Raw genomic sequence first — 13180 nt, 5'->3', positions numbered from 1 at the left:
TCGGGAGCGGGAGCGGGAGCGGGAGCACGAACGGGAGCGGGAGCGGGAGCGGTCCATGTCCCGGATCCGGCTCGACCTGCCGCGCGAGCGGCGGGCGCGGCTGCTGCCGGAGTACGACCCGGAGGCCTTCGGCCGGTTCTCGGAGCGGATCGCGCGCTTCCTCGGCACCGGGCGGTTCATCGTCTGGATGACGATCACCATCGTCCTCTGGGTGCTGTGGAACATCTTCGCGCCGTCGTCGCTGAAGTTCGACGAGTACCCCTTCATCTTCCTGACGCTCGCCCTGTCCCTCCAGGCCTCGTACGCGGCCCCGCTGATCCTCCTCGCGCAGAACCGGCAGGACGACCGCGACCGGGTCAATCTGGAGCAGGACCGCAAGCAGAACGAGCGGTCCATCGCCGACACCGAGTACCTGACGCGGGAGATCGCGGCGCTGCGGATGGGCCTGGGCGAGGTGGCCACCCGCGACTGGATCCGCTCGGAGCTCCAGGACCTGATCAAGGAGATGGACGAGCGCCGCGATCTATTCCCTCGGGGCGGCGGACAGGGACGTGACGTAACCGACCGCTGACAGGTCTTTCCGGTGCCCGTGGTCGGCGCCGTACCATCTCCATATGGCTACGGAAGACGCGGTGCGCGAAGCACTGGCGACGGTGAACGACCCCGAGATCAACAAACCGATCACCGAGCTCGGCATGGTGAAGTCGGTGGAGATCGGATCCGACGGCAGGGTCGCCGTCACGGTCTACCTCACCGTCTCCGGCTGCCCGATGCGGGAGACGATCACCCAGCGCGTCACGGACGCGGTCGCGGGGGTGGAGGGCGTCACCGGCGTCGACGTCACGCTCGACGTGATGAGCGACGAGCAGCGCAAGGAGCTGGCCTCGGCCCTGCGGGGCACGACGGCGGAGCGCGAGGTGCCGTTCGCCAAGCCCGGCTCGCTGACCCGGGTGTACGCGGTCGCCTCCGGCAAGGGTGGCGTCGGCAAGTCCTCCGTGACCGTCAACCTGGCGGCGGCGATGGCCGCCGACGGTCTGAAGGTCGGTGTCGTCGACGCCGACATCTACGGTCACTCGGTGCCCCGCATGCTGGGCGCGGACGGCCGTCCGACCCAGGTCGAGAACATGATCATGCCGCCGTCGGCGAACGGCGTGAAGGTCATCTCCATCGGCATGTTCACCCCGGGCAACGCGCCGGTGGTGTGGCGCGGCCCGATGCTCCACCGCGCGCTGCAGCAGTTCCTCGCGGACGTGTACTGGGGCGACCTGGACGTCCTCCTGCTCGACCTGCCCCCGGGCACGGGCGACATCGCGATCTCGGTCGCGCAGCTCGTGCCGAACGCCGAGATCCTCGTCGTCACGACCCCGCAGCAGGCGGCGGCCGAGGTCGCCGAGCGGGCCGGCTCGATCGCCGTCCAGACGCACCAGAAGATCGTCGGCGTCGTCGAGAACATGGCCGGTCTGCCGTGCCCGCACTGCGACGAGATGGTCGACGTGTTCGGCACGGGCGGCGGCCAGCGGGTCGCGGAGGGGCTGACGAAGACCACGGGCGCGACGGTCCCGGTCCTCGGCTCCATCCCGATCGACGTGCGCCTGCGCGAGGGCGGCGACGAGGGCAAGCCGGTCGTCATCACCGACCCGGACTCCCCGGCGGGCTCCGCCCTCCGCGCCATCGCCTCCAAGCTCGGCGGCCGCGCGAGGGGCCTCTCGGGCATGAGCCTGGGCATCACGCCGAGGAACAAGTTCTAGGACGGCATGACGAAGGGGCACCCCGAGCGGGGTGCCCCTTCGTCGTTGCCAGGCGTACGCGTCCGTCGTTGCTACGCGTACACGCCGAGGTCCTCGACCCCCGCGAACCCCAAGCCGTACGCGCTCATGCCCCGCCCGTACGCCCCGATGTGCACCGCCCCCGCGGACCCGGCCAGGACCCAGCCGAACTCGGACTCGCGGTAGTGGAACGGCATCGGCACCCCGTCCACGGGGAGCGACAGCGTGGACCACTCCGGGCCCGTCAGGTCGTCCGCGAGCTCGAACGCGGTCTCCGTCTGCTGGTCCAGCCAGTCGTCCCGCAGCACGTGGTCCAGCTGGGCGGGCCAGGTGTACGCCAGGAGCCCGGAGCCGGCCAGCCAGGCCGCGGAGGAGACCGTGGTGGCGTCCAGGACGCCCGTACCGTCACCCGACCTGCGCTCCGGGGTCGCCGCGACCGTCACGACGACGGCGAAGCGCTCCTTCTCGACCGCGCTCGCGTCGGACTTTATCGACGGCTCGTCCCCGTGGCCCATCGACCCGTGCTGGACGGTCCCGTCCGCGGCCGTCCCGACCTGCATCAGCCAGCGCGCTCCGGTGAACGCGTCGTCAAGTCCGTACCAGGTGAAGGGTGCGCGCAGATAGCCTTCGGCCGTGCGCCGGGCTGCGGGCACTCCCTCCACCCGACTCGTCGTCTCCATCTCGGCCGCCTCCTCGATCCGTCGTGTCCGCGGCGGCGGACAACAGATGGAGGATAGCCACCGGCTGACGCCACGGTGCGTCAGCCCAGGTGGCCGGGTGTGGCCAGGCGCGGCTCGTGCGCGGTCAGGTCGCGTCGGAGTCGTACGGCGGTCGCTCGCCGGCGTCCGGCTTGTCCTGCTTCTTCAGCAGGTCGGGGGAGCCGTTGACGGTCGCCGGGACGGAAGCGGGCTCGGTGGCCGGCTCCGGCTCGCGGCCGTTGACCGCGTCCGCGACCTCGTTCATCTCCTTCTTGAGGTCGAAGCTGCTGCGCAGCTCCTTCAGCTCCTTGAGGTCCTCGTTCCCGTCCAGCTGCTTGCGCAGGAAGGTCTTGGGGTTGAGGTCCTCGAACTCGAAGTCCTTGAACTCCGGGCCCAGCTCGGTACGGATGTCCTGCTTGGCACTCTCGGAGAACTCGCGCACCTTGCGGATGAAACGCGAGGCGTCCTGGATGACCTTCGGCAGCTTGTCCGGGCCGAAGATGAGCACGGCGAGGACCACGAGCGTCACGAGCTCGAGTATGCCGATGTCGTTGAACACCTTGGCTGCTCCTTACACGGGTCCGGGCCCGGTCCACGGTACCCGCCGAAACAGCCGGGCGGGTACCTTCCGGTGTCGCTCACATGGCGCTCAGTCGCCCTGCGAGGAACCGAGCGTCAACGTCTTGGTCTGTTCCTTGCCGCCGCGCTTGAGGGTCAGCTCCAGCTGATCGCCGGGGCGGTGGGCGCGGATCTTCACGATCAACTCCTCGCCGCTGTGCACGCGCTGGCCGTCGACCTTGGTGATCACGTCGCCGGGCCGGATGCCGGCCTTGGCCGCCGGGCCGTCCGGGGTGACCGAGGCGGTGCCGTCCTTGCCCTTGTCGCCGACCCGGGCGCCGTCGCCGTTGTACTGCATGTCGAGGCTCACACCGATGACGGGGTGGGTGGCCTTGCCGGTGTTGATCAGCTCCTCGGCGACCCGCTTGCCCTGGTTGATCGGGATGGCGAAGCCGAGGCCGATGGAGCCGGACTGGCCGCCGCCCTCCCCGCTCGAACCGTCACCGGCCGCGCGGATCGCGCTGTTGATGCCGATGACCCGGGCCTTGGAGTCGACCAGCGGGCCGCCCGAATTGCCGGGGTTTATCGGGGCGTCGGTCTGGAGGGCGTCGACATAGCTGACGTCGCTGCCGTCGCCCTTCTCGCCGCCGGCCGTGATGGGGCGCTCCTTGGCGCTGATGATGCCGGAGGTGACCGTGTTCTGGAGGTCGAAGGGGGCGCCGATGGCGACGACCGGGTCGCCGACGCGGACGTTGTCCGAGTTGCCGAGCGGGAGGGGCTTGAGGCCCGAGACGCCGGTGACCTTGACGACGGCGAGGTCGTAGCCGCTGTCCTTGCCGACGAGCTTGGCGCTCGCGGTCTCGCCGCTGCTGAAGGTGACGCTGATCTCGCCGGAGGAGGCGGCCGCGTCGACCACGTGGTTGTTGGTCAGGATGTGGCCCTGGGTGTCCAGGACGAAGCCCGTACCGGTGCCGGAGGAACCGGCGCCGCTGACGTGCAGGGTGACCACGCTCGGCAGGGCGCTGGCGGCGATCCCGGCGACGGAGTCCGGGGCACGGTCGCCGCCCTCGACGTCCGCCTGGGGCAGCTCGACGGTGGTGATGCCGCCGTTGCGCTCGACGTACGCGCCGATGGCGCCGCCGACGACGCCGGTGATCAGGGCGAAGACCAGCGCCCCGACGAGCGCGAGGCCGCGGCGGGAGCGGCGGGGCCTGCCGAGCGGCTCCGTCCCGACGCTCAGCGGCGCGGCGGGCGCGCCGGGGGCCCCGGGCGCGCCCCAGGGGTCGTACTGCACCCACGGCGTGGGCTGCGGCGCGACCGGCTGCGGGACGGGGACGGGCTGCTGCGGTACGGCCTGTGGTGGGGCGGCCTGCGGCTGCACAGCCTGGGGTGGGGCGGACTGCTGCGGTACGGGTACGCCATGGGCCGGGGTCGCGACCGGTCTCTGGACGGGCGGCGCGGGCGCCCAGGGCCCGGGCTCCCCGTAGGGCGGGGTCCGGTACTCGTCGGGCTCGTGCAGCGGCTGGGCCTGCGCCGACGGCTCGGGCCGAGGTTCCGGCCGGGGCTCCGGCTGCGGGGGCACCTGGTCCTGCGGCTCGGGCAGGACCTCGGGCTCCGCGGACGCCGTTACCGGCACCGCCGCCGGAGCCTCGATCGGTGCCTCCGCCGGCACCTGCTGCGCTACCGGCGCCGGTGGCGCGTCCGGGGTCGCGGGGGCGGCGAGGGTGAAGTCACCCTCGTCCGCGACCGGCGCCTCCGCTGCCGGCGGCGCCGGTATCTCGGCCGCCGGCGGCGTACTCGTCGGCCGACTCCACCACTTCGGCTTCTGGCCGGTCGGCTTCCCGTCGTTCATGCTCTCCCCGCAACAGCTGACCTGTCCGCGCCCGCCTCACGGCGGGCGCCCGTGCCGAGGATTCAACCAGGTCCGGGCTCAGCGGTGGGAGGTGAGCGGGGTCGTCGTCGGGTTGGCGTCCGCGAGCAGGCTCGGGGACGGGGTCGCCGCCGGGGCGCTCAACGGGTTGTACCCGCTCGTGAACGCCAGGCGCAGGGCCGGGCCCGTGGGGCGTATGAACGGGGACAGCTCGAAGACCGACTGGGCGGTTGTGCCCTGGAGCCGCAGGGAGACGGCGTGGGCCGGCTCGCCCGGGACCAGGGGTCCGGCGGCCACTGTGCCGGTGGTCGAGCCGACGCCGATCGGGCTCGCCGTGGAGCCGATGGACGTCCGCTCCTCCGTGCGCCCGCCGCGTCCGAAGGTCGCGCCCGCGCTCGCCGCCGTGCCCGTACCGGAACCGGTGCCCGTGCCGGTGACCGAGCCCGTGCCGCTGCCCGGGCCGGCGGACCGGAGCGGGGTGACGTTCGTGCCCGTGCCCTCGCCGCGCGCGCCGACGTTGACCGTCGACTCCAGCGGCAGGGCGCCGCCGAGCGCGATCGCGGCGAAGGAGACCGCGCTGGCGGCCGCGATGCCGAAGCGCCGGGTGCGCCAGGACGAGCGGTCGTTCTCGGGCCGGGTGCCGACCGCGTGGATACGGAAACCGGAGTGGTGCGGGGAGACCGGCGCGGCCGTCGCGAAGCCGTCCGACCTCAATCCGCCGAGGCCTCCTCCGACGCCGCCGCCTCCGAGGGCGCCGCCGCCCCCACCGAGGGAGAGGAGTTCGTCGAAGGGTCCCCCTCGGTCGTCACCCCCCGGTCCGCCAGGGCCCCCGGGCAACCCCTGAAGGCGTGCGAGGAGCCCTTCGGAGGGCGGTGGTGGCGCGGTGGACGCGAAGACGCTCTTCAGCCGGCGCTGGGCGTCGGCCTCCGCCTTGCATTTGGCACAGGTCGCGAGGTGCGCGAGGACCCGCTCGCGGGCGTCGTGGCCGAGCTCCCCGTCGACCAGCGCGGCGAGTCGGTCCCCGAGGTGCTGCTCCGCGGGGGTCGGGCCGGCAGGACTGATGCTCACGCCGTTCCGCCCTCCCAGCCGACGGTGGCAAGCGCGCGCTCCGCCCGGGCTTCGGGGGAACGGTGCTTGAGGGCCTTGCGCAGGTGCGAGCGGCCGCGGTGGATGCGGCTGCGGACCGTGCCGAGCTTGACGCCGAGCGTGGCGGCGATCTCCTCGTACGACAGTCCCTCGATGTCACAGAGGACGACCGCGGCCCGGAACTCGGGCGCGAGGGTGTCGAGGGCCTGCTGCACGTCCGCGTCGAAGTGCGTGTCGTTGAACGCCTGCTGCGGGGAGGGCTCGCGGCTGGGCAGCCGCTCGGCCGCGTCGTCGCCGAGCGCGTCGAACCGGATCCGCTGCTTGCGGCGGACCATGTCGAGGAAGAGGTTGGTGGTGATGCGGTGCAGCCAGCCCTCGAAGGTGCCCGGCGTGTACGTCGACAGCGAGCGGAAGACGCGGACGAAGACCTCCTGCGTGAGGTCCTCGGCGTCGTGCTGGTTGCCGGTCAGCCGGTAGGCGAGGCGGTAGACCCGGCCACTGTGCGTGCTGACGATCTCCTCCCAGGTGGGCGGAGTCCACGCCTGCGATTCCGCATCCGATGCGAAGGTCGCGGTGGTGGGAGCGGAGTCGGCGGTGTGGATTCGGTCAGCGGTGTCGGTCACGGATTTCGGCTCACCCGCCGACCTGAGAAGACGCCGAAGCACTCCTCCCCGGTCCACAGGCGCAGCCGCACCTCCCCTGTCGGCTCTGGTGGTGTCCAGTGGAGCCCCTACCATAGCCACCTCGCCCGTTAGCTCCGGATAAGAATCTTTACGCGAATTTGGGGACCGGGCCGTCCGCTTCGACCGGCCACCCCTCGTGCGCGTTCTTCCCCCTGTGAACGCGCGGTCCCATCTGCGGGTTCCCGGGTCCAGCGGATACAGTCACCGTTGCGCCAACTACGGGGACAGGAGAGGGCCATTACCGCCAACCGGCCGACGAGCTGGGCGTTCGCCGACGCCTTTGTCGCCGAGGACGAAGCGCTGCGCTGGGCCCGTGACCGGGCCCGGGAGGCAGCGCTGCCCTCGGTGTCACCGGGCACCGGCGCCGCCCTGCGTCTGCTGGCCGCGTCCACGGACGCGAAAGCGGTGGCCGAAATCGGTACGGGCACGGGCGTGTCCGGGATCTATCTGTTGCAGGGGATGCGGCCGGACGGGGTCCTGACGACCGTGGACCTGGAGCCGGAGCGCCAGCAGTTCGCCAAGACGGCCTTCCGGGCGGCGGGCTTCGCGGGGAACCGGGCGCGGTTCATCCCGGGCCGCGCCCTGGACGTCCTGCCCCGGCTCGCGGACGGCGGGTACGACCTCGTGTTCTGCGACGGCGACCGGCTCGAGTGCCTGGACTACCTCGCTGAATCGTTGCGCCTGCTGCGACCGGGGGGTCTGGTCTGCTTCGAGGGCGTCTTCGCGGACGGCCGTACGGTCGACTCGGGGGCCCAGCCGCCCGAGGTGCTGCGGATACGGGAGCTGCTGCGGGCGGTCCGGGAGAGCCAGGAGCTGCTGCCCTCGCTGCTGCCGGTCGGCGACGGCCTGCTGTGCGCGGTGCGCCGGGGCTGACGACGCCCTCCCCAAGGCCCTCCAAGGCCCTCAGGGCCGTACGTGCGGGCCCAGGACCGCACGTTCGCACCGTACCGACCACACCCGACCCCCGAAACACCCCTGCCCCGGCGCGGTGGGTACCGTGCCGGGGCAGGGGTGGACAATCCTGTGCTTGTCGCGTCAGCCGACTACCTGCTTCAGGGCGTCGCCGAGGGCTTCGGCCTCGTCCGGGGTCAGCTCGACGACAAGCCGACCGCCGCCTTCGAGCGGAACGCGCATGACGATGCCCCGCCCCTCCTTTGTCACCTCGAGCGGGCCGTCGCCCGTCCGCGGCTTCATGGCCGCCATGCTCGTTCCCCTTCCTGAAACCAGCTCTTCGTCAGCCGACGGCCCCTGATCGGGAGCACACGTCACCGGCATCGAACACATTGCTTCCAGGTCATTATCCCGCATCACAGGACCCGATGACCAACATCGGAGTGCATCGCTTGCGCAACGCGCTTCCGCAAAACCGTCCATTTCGGCGATCGGCCTGCGATACTTCGCCGCCATCGCCCCGCCGCCACCCCGTAGCTCTTTGACGCAGGTCACATGTGCGAGGGGGGTGATCTCCGCCATGCTGGGCCAGTCAGGGACCCGCAAGGACGCGAAGGGAAGCCGCGATGGCCGACACCGTGCTGTACGAAGTGACCGACGGACTCGCCACGATCACGCTCAATCGGCCCGAGGCCATGAACGCGATGAACGTCGAGGCGAAGCTCGCCCTGCGGGACGCCGTCGAGGCGGCGGGCGCGGACACGGCCGTACGGGCGGTCCTGCTGACGGCGGCGGGCGAGCGGGCGTTCTGTGTGGGCCAGGACCTGAAGGAGCACGTGGGCCTGCTGCTCCAGGACAAGGAGACCGGTTCGCAGGCGACGATGAACACGGTCCGGGACCACTACAACCCCATCGTCAGGGCGCTGACCGGCATGAAGAAGCCGGTGGTGGCGGGCGTGAACGGCGTCGCGGCCGGGGCCGGCTTCGGCTTCGCCCTCGCGGCGGACTACCGGGTGGTGGCCGAGACCGCCTCCTTCAACACCTCCTTCGCGGGCGTGGCGCTCACCGCCGACTCCGGGATGTCCTGGACGCTGCCCCGCCTGATCGGCGCGAGCCGCGCCTCCGACCTGCTGCTCTTCCCGCGCTCGATCACCGCGCAGGAGGCGTACGAACTGGGCATCGCGAACAAGCTGGTCCCGGCCGCCGACCTGGCCGAGGAGGCCCTGAAGCTCGCCCGCACCCTGGCCCAGGGCCCGACGGTGGCGTACGCGGCCCTGAAGGAGTCCCTGGCGTACGGCGCCGACCACTCCCTCACGGAGGCCCTGGAGAAGGAGGACGAACTCCAGACGGCGGCGGGCGCCTCGGAGGACCACACGATCGCGGTCCAGGCCTTCCTGGCCAAGGAGAAGCCGAAGTACGTCGGCCGCTGACCGTCCTTTGCCCGGCGGGTCCGGGGCGCCCCTAGGGCCTGTCCGGCGGATCAGGGTCGGATAGGCCGCGGCGTCTGGTGCGGTGCATCGCAAGGCGCCGGAGCGTCTCGATAGCGGAGCTATCGGGGCGTTTCGGCAACGCGGCGTGGGGGTCCCCCCTGCTCGAAGAGCTTGGGGGAGTGCCGTGCCAGGCGCCACGGCCCCGGCCATGATCCGCCGGACAGGCCCTAGTGGGCGCCCCGGACCACGCAGGTCTTGAGGTGGTCGTCGACCAGGCCGCAGGCCTGCATCAGGGCGTAGGCCGTCGTCGGGCCGATGAAGCGGAGGCCGCGCTTCTTCAGCGCCTTGGAGAGGGCCGTCGACTCGTCCGTCACGGCCGGGACGTCGGCCGTCGTCAGGGGGGCCGGGCGGATCTTCGGGTCCGGGGCGTGGGACCAGATCAGGGCGTCCAGCTCACCGGGGGCCCACTCCGCGAGCACCTTGGCGTTGGCCATGGTCGCGTCGATCTTCGCGCGGTTGCGGATGATGCCCTCGTCCACGAGGAGCCGCTCCCGGTCGGTCTCGCCGAAGCGGGCGACCGAGGCGATCTCGAAGTCGGCGAAGGCTCGGCGGAAGCCCTCGCGGCGGCGCAGGATCGTGATCCACGACAGGCCGGACTGGAAGGCCTCCAGGCAGAGCCGCTCGAACAGCGCGTCGTCCCCGTGGACCGGACGGCCCCACTCCTCGTCGTGGTACGTCACGTAGTCCTCGGTCGACAGGCCCCAGGGGCAGCGGAGCCGCCCGTCCGGACCCGGGACGGCCTCACCGGTCACCGCTGCGGCCCCTCGTCCTTGCGGAGGTTCGGGCCGGCCGACGGGCCCGGGCCGCCGTGCCCGCCCGCGAGCGCCGCCTCCAGCTCCGCGATCCGGGCGTCCCGCTCCGCGAGCTCGGCGCCCAGGCGCCCGAGGACGTCGTCCACGTCCGCCATGCGGTAGCCCCGCGCCGTCACCGGCAGCCGGAGCGCCTCGATGTCCTCGCGGTGCACCGGGCGGGTCCGCGGCAGCGGGTCCACCAGCTGCTCGGGCGCGACCTCGGGCAGCACCTCGCTGTCGCCCCCGCCGATCACCGCGAGGGTGACTGCGGCGACAACCACGACCATCGCGATCAGCAAAAACCAGAACACCAGCGCGCCTCTCCCCGGAGTGGAAATCGTCCCGTGCCGATCGTGCCATGCGCCACTGACAGTTAGGGTCGCAGGCGAACGGACGCGAGGGAGGACAAAAGGGATGCTGCGCTTGGGACGGCGTGAATTCGGGCCGCACGAGCCGGTGATCATGGCGATCGTGAACCGGACCCCGGATTCCTTCTACGACCAGGGCGCCACCTTCCGCGACGAGCCCGCCCTCGCCCGCGTCGAGCAGGCCGTCGCCGAGGGAGCCGCCATCATCGACATCGGCGGGGTCAAGGCGGGCCCCGGCGAGGAGGTCACGGCCGAGGAGGAGGCGCGCCGCACGGTCGGTTTCGTCGCGGAGGTACGGCGCCGGCACCCGGACGTCGTCATCAGCGTCGACACCTGGCGCGCGGACGTCGGCGAGGCGGTCTGCGAGGCCGGCGCGGACGTCCTCAACGACGCGTGGGGCGGGGTCGACCCCCGGCTCGCCGAGGTCGCCGCCCGCTTCGGCGCCGGTCTCGTCTGCACCCACGCGGGCGGCGCGGAGCCGAGGACCCGGCCGCACCGGATCGCGTACGAGGACGTCATGGCCGACATCCTGCGGGTCACCGTGGGACTGGCCGAGCGGGCCGTCGAGCTGGGCGTGCGGCGGGACGGGATCATGATCGACCCGGGCCACGACTTCGGGAAGAACACCCGCCACAGCCTGGAGGCGACCCGGCGGCTCGGCGAGATGACGGAGACGGGCTGGCCCGTGCTCGTGTCCCTGTCCAACAAGGACTTCGTCGGAGAGACGCTCGACCGGCCGGTCAAGGAGCGGGTGCTGGGGACGCTGGCGACGACGGCGGTTTCCGCGTGGTTGGGGGCGCGCGTGTATCGGGTGCATGAGGTGGCGGAGACGCGGCAGGTCTTGGACATGGTGGCGACGATCGCCGGGCATCGTGAGCCTGCCGTGGCTCGGCGCGGGCTGGCGTAGCGCGGAAGCGGAAGGGGCGGGGGCGGGAGGGGCGGGCGCCTGCGGCGGGCTCATTCCCCACCCCGCCCCTTCCCATAACCGGGGGCTCTGCCCCCGGACCCCCGCGCCTCAAACGCCGGCGGGGCTAGATGTGCCCTACCTGCCCGTCTCCTTCGTCACCAAGGCGACCGCCTCGTCCACGTCGTCCGTCACGTGGAAGAGGAGGAGGTCCCGCTCCGAGGCCTTGCCGCCCGCGACGACCGAGTCGCGGAGCCAGTCGACGAGGCCCTTCCAGTACTCCGTACCGAAGAGGACGATCGGGAAGCGGGTCACCTTGCGGGTCTGGACCAGGGTGAGCGCCTCGAAGAGCTCGTCCAGGGTGCCGAGGCCGCCAGGGAGGACGACGAAGCCCTGGGCGTACTTCACGAACATCGTCTTGCGGACGAAGAAGTAGCGGAAGTTCACGCCGATGTCGACGTGCGGGTTGAGCCCCTGCTCGAAGGGGAGCTCGATGCCGAGGCCGACCGAGATGCCCTTGGCCTCCCGCGCCCCCTTGTTCGCCGCCTCCATCGCGCCCGGGCCGCCGCCCGTGATGACGGCGAAGCCGGCGTCCACCAGCGCGCGGCCGAGCCGCACGCCCGCTTCGTACTCCGGCGAGTCCGGCTTCGTACGCGCCGAGCCGAAGACGCTGATCGCGCTCGGCAGTTCGGCGAGGGCGCCGAAGCCCTCGACGAACTCGGACTGGATGCGCATGACCCGCCACGGGTCGGTGTGCACCCACTCCGAGTCGCCCTCGGTGTCCAGCAGACGCTGATCCGTGGTGCCCGGCTGGACCTGGTCCCGGCGCCTCAACACCGGTCCCAGCCGCTGCTCCTCCGGCTTCGACGCTCCCTCGGGGATACCCATGGCCTGCTCCCTCCACCGATCCACTGATCTTCTGATTCGGTCAGGGTAGGTCCACAGACGTGACAAAAAGCAGAATTTCGGCTGTCAGGCAGTGAGCCAGTCGCGGAGCCGTGCCTCGCAGTGAACGATCCGTTCCACTACGACGTGCTCGTCCACCTTGTGCGCGTAGATCGGGTCGCCGGGGCCGTAGTTGACCGCGGGGACGCCGAGGGAGCTGAAGCGGGCCACGTCGGTCCAGCCGAACTTGGGGTGGGCCGTGCCGCCGACCGCCTTCATGAACGCCTCGGCCGCCGGGTGGGAGAGGCCGGGCAGGGCGCCTCCGCTGTGGTCGTCGACGACGAACTCGGCGACTCCGCAGTCGGCGAAGACCTCGCGCACGTGCGCCTCTGCCTCGGCGGGGGTGAGGTCGGGGGCGTAGCGGTAGTTGACGGTGACCGTGCAGGCGTCGGGGATGACGTTGTTGGCGACGCCGCCCTCGATCCGGACGGCGTTGAGGCCCTCGTGGTACTCCAGGCCGTCGATGACCGGCTTGCGCGGCTCGTAGGCGGCGAGGCGGGCGAGGATCGGGGCCGCGGTGTGGATGGCGTTGGAGCCCATCCAGGAGCGCGCGGAGTGGGCGCGCTCGCCCTCCGTGCGCAGGAGGACGCGCAGGGTGCCCTGGCAGCCGCCCTCGACCTCGGCGTTGGAGCCTTCGAGGAGGACCGCGAAGTCGCCCTCCAGCCAGTCCGGGTGGGCCTCCGCGACCTTCCCGAGGCCGTTGAGGTGCGCGGCGACCTCCTCCTGGTCGTAGAAGACGAAGGTGAGGTCGCGGTTGGGCGCGGGGACGGTGGCGGCGATCTTGAGCTGGACGGCGACGCCCGACTTCATGTCGGAGGTGCCGCAGCCCCACAGGATGCCGTTCTCGTCGAGCCGCGACGGCACGTTGTCGGCGATCGGCACGGTGTCGATGTGGCCGGCGAGGATCACCCGCTCCTCGTGCCCGAGGTGGGTCCGGGCGACGACGTTGTTGCCGTACCGGTCGACGGTGAGGTGCGGCAGGGTCCGCAGGGCCAGCTCGATCGCGTCGGCGAGCGGCTTCTCGGTCCCGCTGACCGAGGGGAAGTCGACGAGCGCGGCGGTGAGCGCGGGGCCGTCCAGCGTGAGGTCGAGGGGAGCGTTGTCAGCCATGTGCCGACCCTAACCCGGCC

At 71.9% G+C, this 13180-nt stretch carries 15 protein-coding genes; 5 read left to right on the top strand and 10 right to left on the bottom strand.

Annotated features, from left to right (window positions below):
- Positions 1-55 precede the first annotated feature (55 nt).
- Entirely contained in the window at positions 56-571 is a 516-nt protein-coding gene (locus tag AB0F56_RS19825; RefSeq protein ID WP_362011462.1) for a DUF1003 domain-containing protein, read from the top strand.
- Positions 572-614: 43 nt separating this feature from the next.
- Positions 615-1748: an Mrp/NBP35 family ATP-binding protein gene (locus tag AB0F56_RS19820; RefSeq protein WP_362011189.1), complete on the top strand. Its 1134-nt coding sequence runs from the start codon at positions 615-617 to the stop codon at positions 1746-1748.
- Positions 1749-1819: 71 nt separating this feature from the next.
- Here the strand turns inward: AB0F56_RS19820 and AB0F56_RS19815 are convergent, their stop codons facing one another.
- The 5 genes from AB0F56_RS19815 to sigE all read right to left on the bottom strand — a co-directional run bounded on the left by AB0F56_RS19815 (position 1820) and on the right by sigE (position 6715).
- Positions 1820-2446 (bottom strand): hypothetical protein, encoded by a 627-nt coding sequence (locus AB0F56_RS19815; protein ID WP_362011186.1) that lies wholly within the window; start codon positions 2444-2446, stop codon positions 1820-1822.
- A gap of 124 nt (positions 2447-2570) precedes the next feature.
- The gene (locus tag AB0F56_RS19810; RefSeq protein ID WP_362011183.1) at positions 2571-3023 is read right to left on the bottom strand and encodes a sec-independent translocase; all 453 of its coding nucleotides are present in this window, start codon (positions 3021-3023) and stop codon (positions 2571-2573) included.
- Between the two features lie 90 nt (positions 3024-3113).
- Positions 3114-4874 (bottom strand): trypsin-like peptidase domain-containing protein, encoded by a 1761-nt coding sequence (locus tag AB0F56_RS19805; protein ID WP_362011180.1) that lies wholly within the window; start codon positions 4872-4874, stop codon positions 3114-3116.
- A gap of 78 nt (positions 4875-4952) precedes the next feature.
- Positions 4953-5954, bottom strand: a complete 1002-nt coding sequence (locus AB0F56_RS19800; RefSeq protein ID WP_362011460.1) for a zf-HC2 domain-containing protein — start codon at positions 5952-5954, stop codon at positions 4953-4955.
- A gap of 2 nt (positions 5955-5956) precedes the next feature.
- Positions 5957-6715 carry an RNA polymerase sigma factor SigE gene (gene sigE / locus AB0F56_RS19795; RefSeq protein ID WP_352191173.1) on the bottom strand — a complete coding sequence of 253 codons (759 nt, stop codon included), beginning with the start codon at positions 6713-6715 and terminating at the stop codon, positions 5957-5959.
- Between the two features lie 153 nt (positions 6716-6868).
- On the opposite strand from sigE, the gene AB0F56_RS19790 reads away from it, so the two are divergent.
- The gene (locus tag AB0F56_RS19790; protein WP_362011176.1) at positions 6869-7534 is read left to right on the top strand and encodes an O-methyltransferase; all 666 of its coding nucleotides are present in this window, start codon (positions 6869-6871) and stop codon (positions 7532-7534) included.
- Between the two features lie 162 nt (positions 7535-7696).
- On the opposite strand, the gene AB0F56_RS19785 is transcribed toward AB0F56_RS19790, so the two are convergent.
- Positions 7697-7864 carry a DUF3117 domain-containing protein gene (locus AB0F56_RS19785; RefSeq protein ID WP_006346801.1) on the bottom strand — a complete coding sequence of 56 codons (168 nt, stop codon included), beginning with the start codon at positions 7862-7864 and terminating at the stop codon, positions 7697-7699.
- A 314-nt stretch (positions 7865-8178) separates the two neighbouring features.
- Between AB0F56_RS19785 and AB0F56_RS19780 the strand changes: the two genes are divergently transcribed.
- Positions 8179-8982, top strand: coding sequence for an enoyl-CoA hydratase-related protein (locus tag AB0F56_RS19780; RefSeq protein ID WP_362011174.1), 804 nt, complete (start codon positions 8179-8181; stop codon positions 8980-8982).
- Positions 8983-9209: 227 nt separating this feature from the next.
- Here the strand turns inward: AB0F56_RS19780 and AB0F56_RS19775 are convergent, their stop codons facing one another.
- Positions 9210-9794 carry a DNA-3-methyladenine glycosylase I gene (locus AB0F56_RS19775; protein WP_362011172.1) on the bottom strand — a complete coding sequence of 195 codons (585 nt, stop codon included), beginning with the start codon at positions 9792-9794 and terminating at the stop codon, positions 9210-9212.
- Entirely contained in the window at positions 9791-10144 is a 354-nt protein-coding gene (locus AB0F56_RS19770; RefSeq protein ID WP_362011169.1) for a DivIVA domain-containing protein, read from the bottom strand. Before AB0F56_RS19770 ends, AB0F56_RS19775 begins: the two co-directional genes overlap by 4 nt.
- Before the next feature lie 103 nt (positions 10145-10247).
- Between AB0F56_RS19770 and folP the strand changes: the two genes are divergently transcribed.
- The gene (gene folP / locus AB0F56_RS19765; protein WP_362011166.1) at positions 10248-11108 is read left to right on the top strand and encodes a dihydropteroate synthase; all 861 of its coding nucleotides are present in this window, start codon (positions 10248-10250) and stop codon (positions 11106-11108) included.
- Positions 11109-11243: 135 nt separating this feature from the next.
- Here folP and AB0F56_RS19760 read toward each other — a convergent pair whose 3' ends face one another.
- Both AB0F56_RS19760 and dapE read right to left on the bottom strand, forming a co-directional pair.
- Complete coding sequence (locus AB0F56_RS19760; protein ID WP_362011163.1) at positions 11244-11993, bottom strand: TIGR00730 family Rossman fold protein; 750 nt, start codon at positions 11991-11993, stop codon at positions 11244-11246.
- 84 nt (positions 11994-12077) lie between these two features.
- Positions 12078-13160 (bottom strand): succinyl-diaminopimelate desuccinylase, encoded by a 1083-nt coding sequence (dapE, locus tag AB0F56_RS19755; protein ID WP_362011160.1) that lies wholly within the window; start codon positions 13158-13160, stop codon positions 12078-12080.
- Between the last annotated feature and the right edge of the window lie 20 nt (positions 13161-13180).

It is taken from the genome of Streptomyces sp. NPDC026092, from assembly GCF_040638605.1.
Taxonomy (GTDB): domain Bacteria; phylum Actinomycetota; class Actinomycetes; order Streptomycetales; family Streptomycetaceae; genus Streptomyces.
The sequence above is the reverse complement of the archived record's forward strand: the minus strand, read 5'-3'. Positions and strand labels throughout refer to the sequence as shown.

Excerpts from the sequence above, each read along its gene's own strand:
- AB0F56_RS19760 (WP_362011163.1), bottom strand. The coding sequence starts at position 11,993 with ATGGGTATCCCCGAGGGAGCGTCGAAGCCGGAGGAGCAGCGGCTGGGA.
- AB0F56_RS19785 (WP_006346801.1), bottom strand. The coding sequence starts at position 7,864 with ATGGCGGCCATGAAGCCGCGGACGGGCGACGGCCCGCTCGAGGTGACA.
- AB0F56_RS19825 (WP_362011462.1), top strand. The coding sequence starts at position 56 with ATGTCCCGGATCCGGCTCGACCTGCCGCGCGAGCGGCGGGCGCGGCTG.
- folP (WP_362011166.1), top strand. The coding sequence starts at position 10,248 with ATGCTGCGCTTGGGACGGCGTGAATTCGGGCCGCACGAGCCGGTGATC.
- AB0F56_RS19820 (WP_362011189.1), top strand. The coding sequence starts at position 615 with ATGGCTACGGAAGACGCGGTGCGCGAAGCACTGGCGACGGTGAACGAC.
- AB0F56_RS19805 (WP_362011180.1), bottom strand. The coding sequence starts at position 4,874 with ATGAACGACGGGAAGCCGACCGGCCAGAAGCCGAAGTGGTGGAGTCGG.
- AB0F56_RS19780 (WP_362011174.1), top strand. The coding sequence starts at position 8,179 with ATGGCCGACACCGTGCTGTACGAAGTGACCGACGGACTCGCCACGATC.
- dapE (WP_362011160.1), bottom strand. The coding sequence starts at position 13,160 with ATGGCTGACAACGCTCCCCTCGACCTCACGCTGGACGGCCCCGCGCTC.
- sigE (WP_352191173.1), bottom strand. The coding sequence starts at position 6,715 with ATGGTAGGGGCTCCACTGGACACCACCAGAGCCGACAGGGGAGGTGCG.
- AB0F56_RS19815 (WP_362011186.1), bottom strand. The coding sequence starts at position 2,446 with ATGGAGACGACGAGTCGGGTGGAGGGAGTGCCCGCAGCCCGGCGCACG.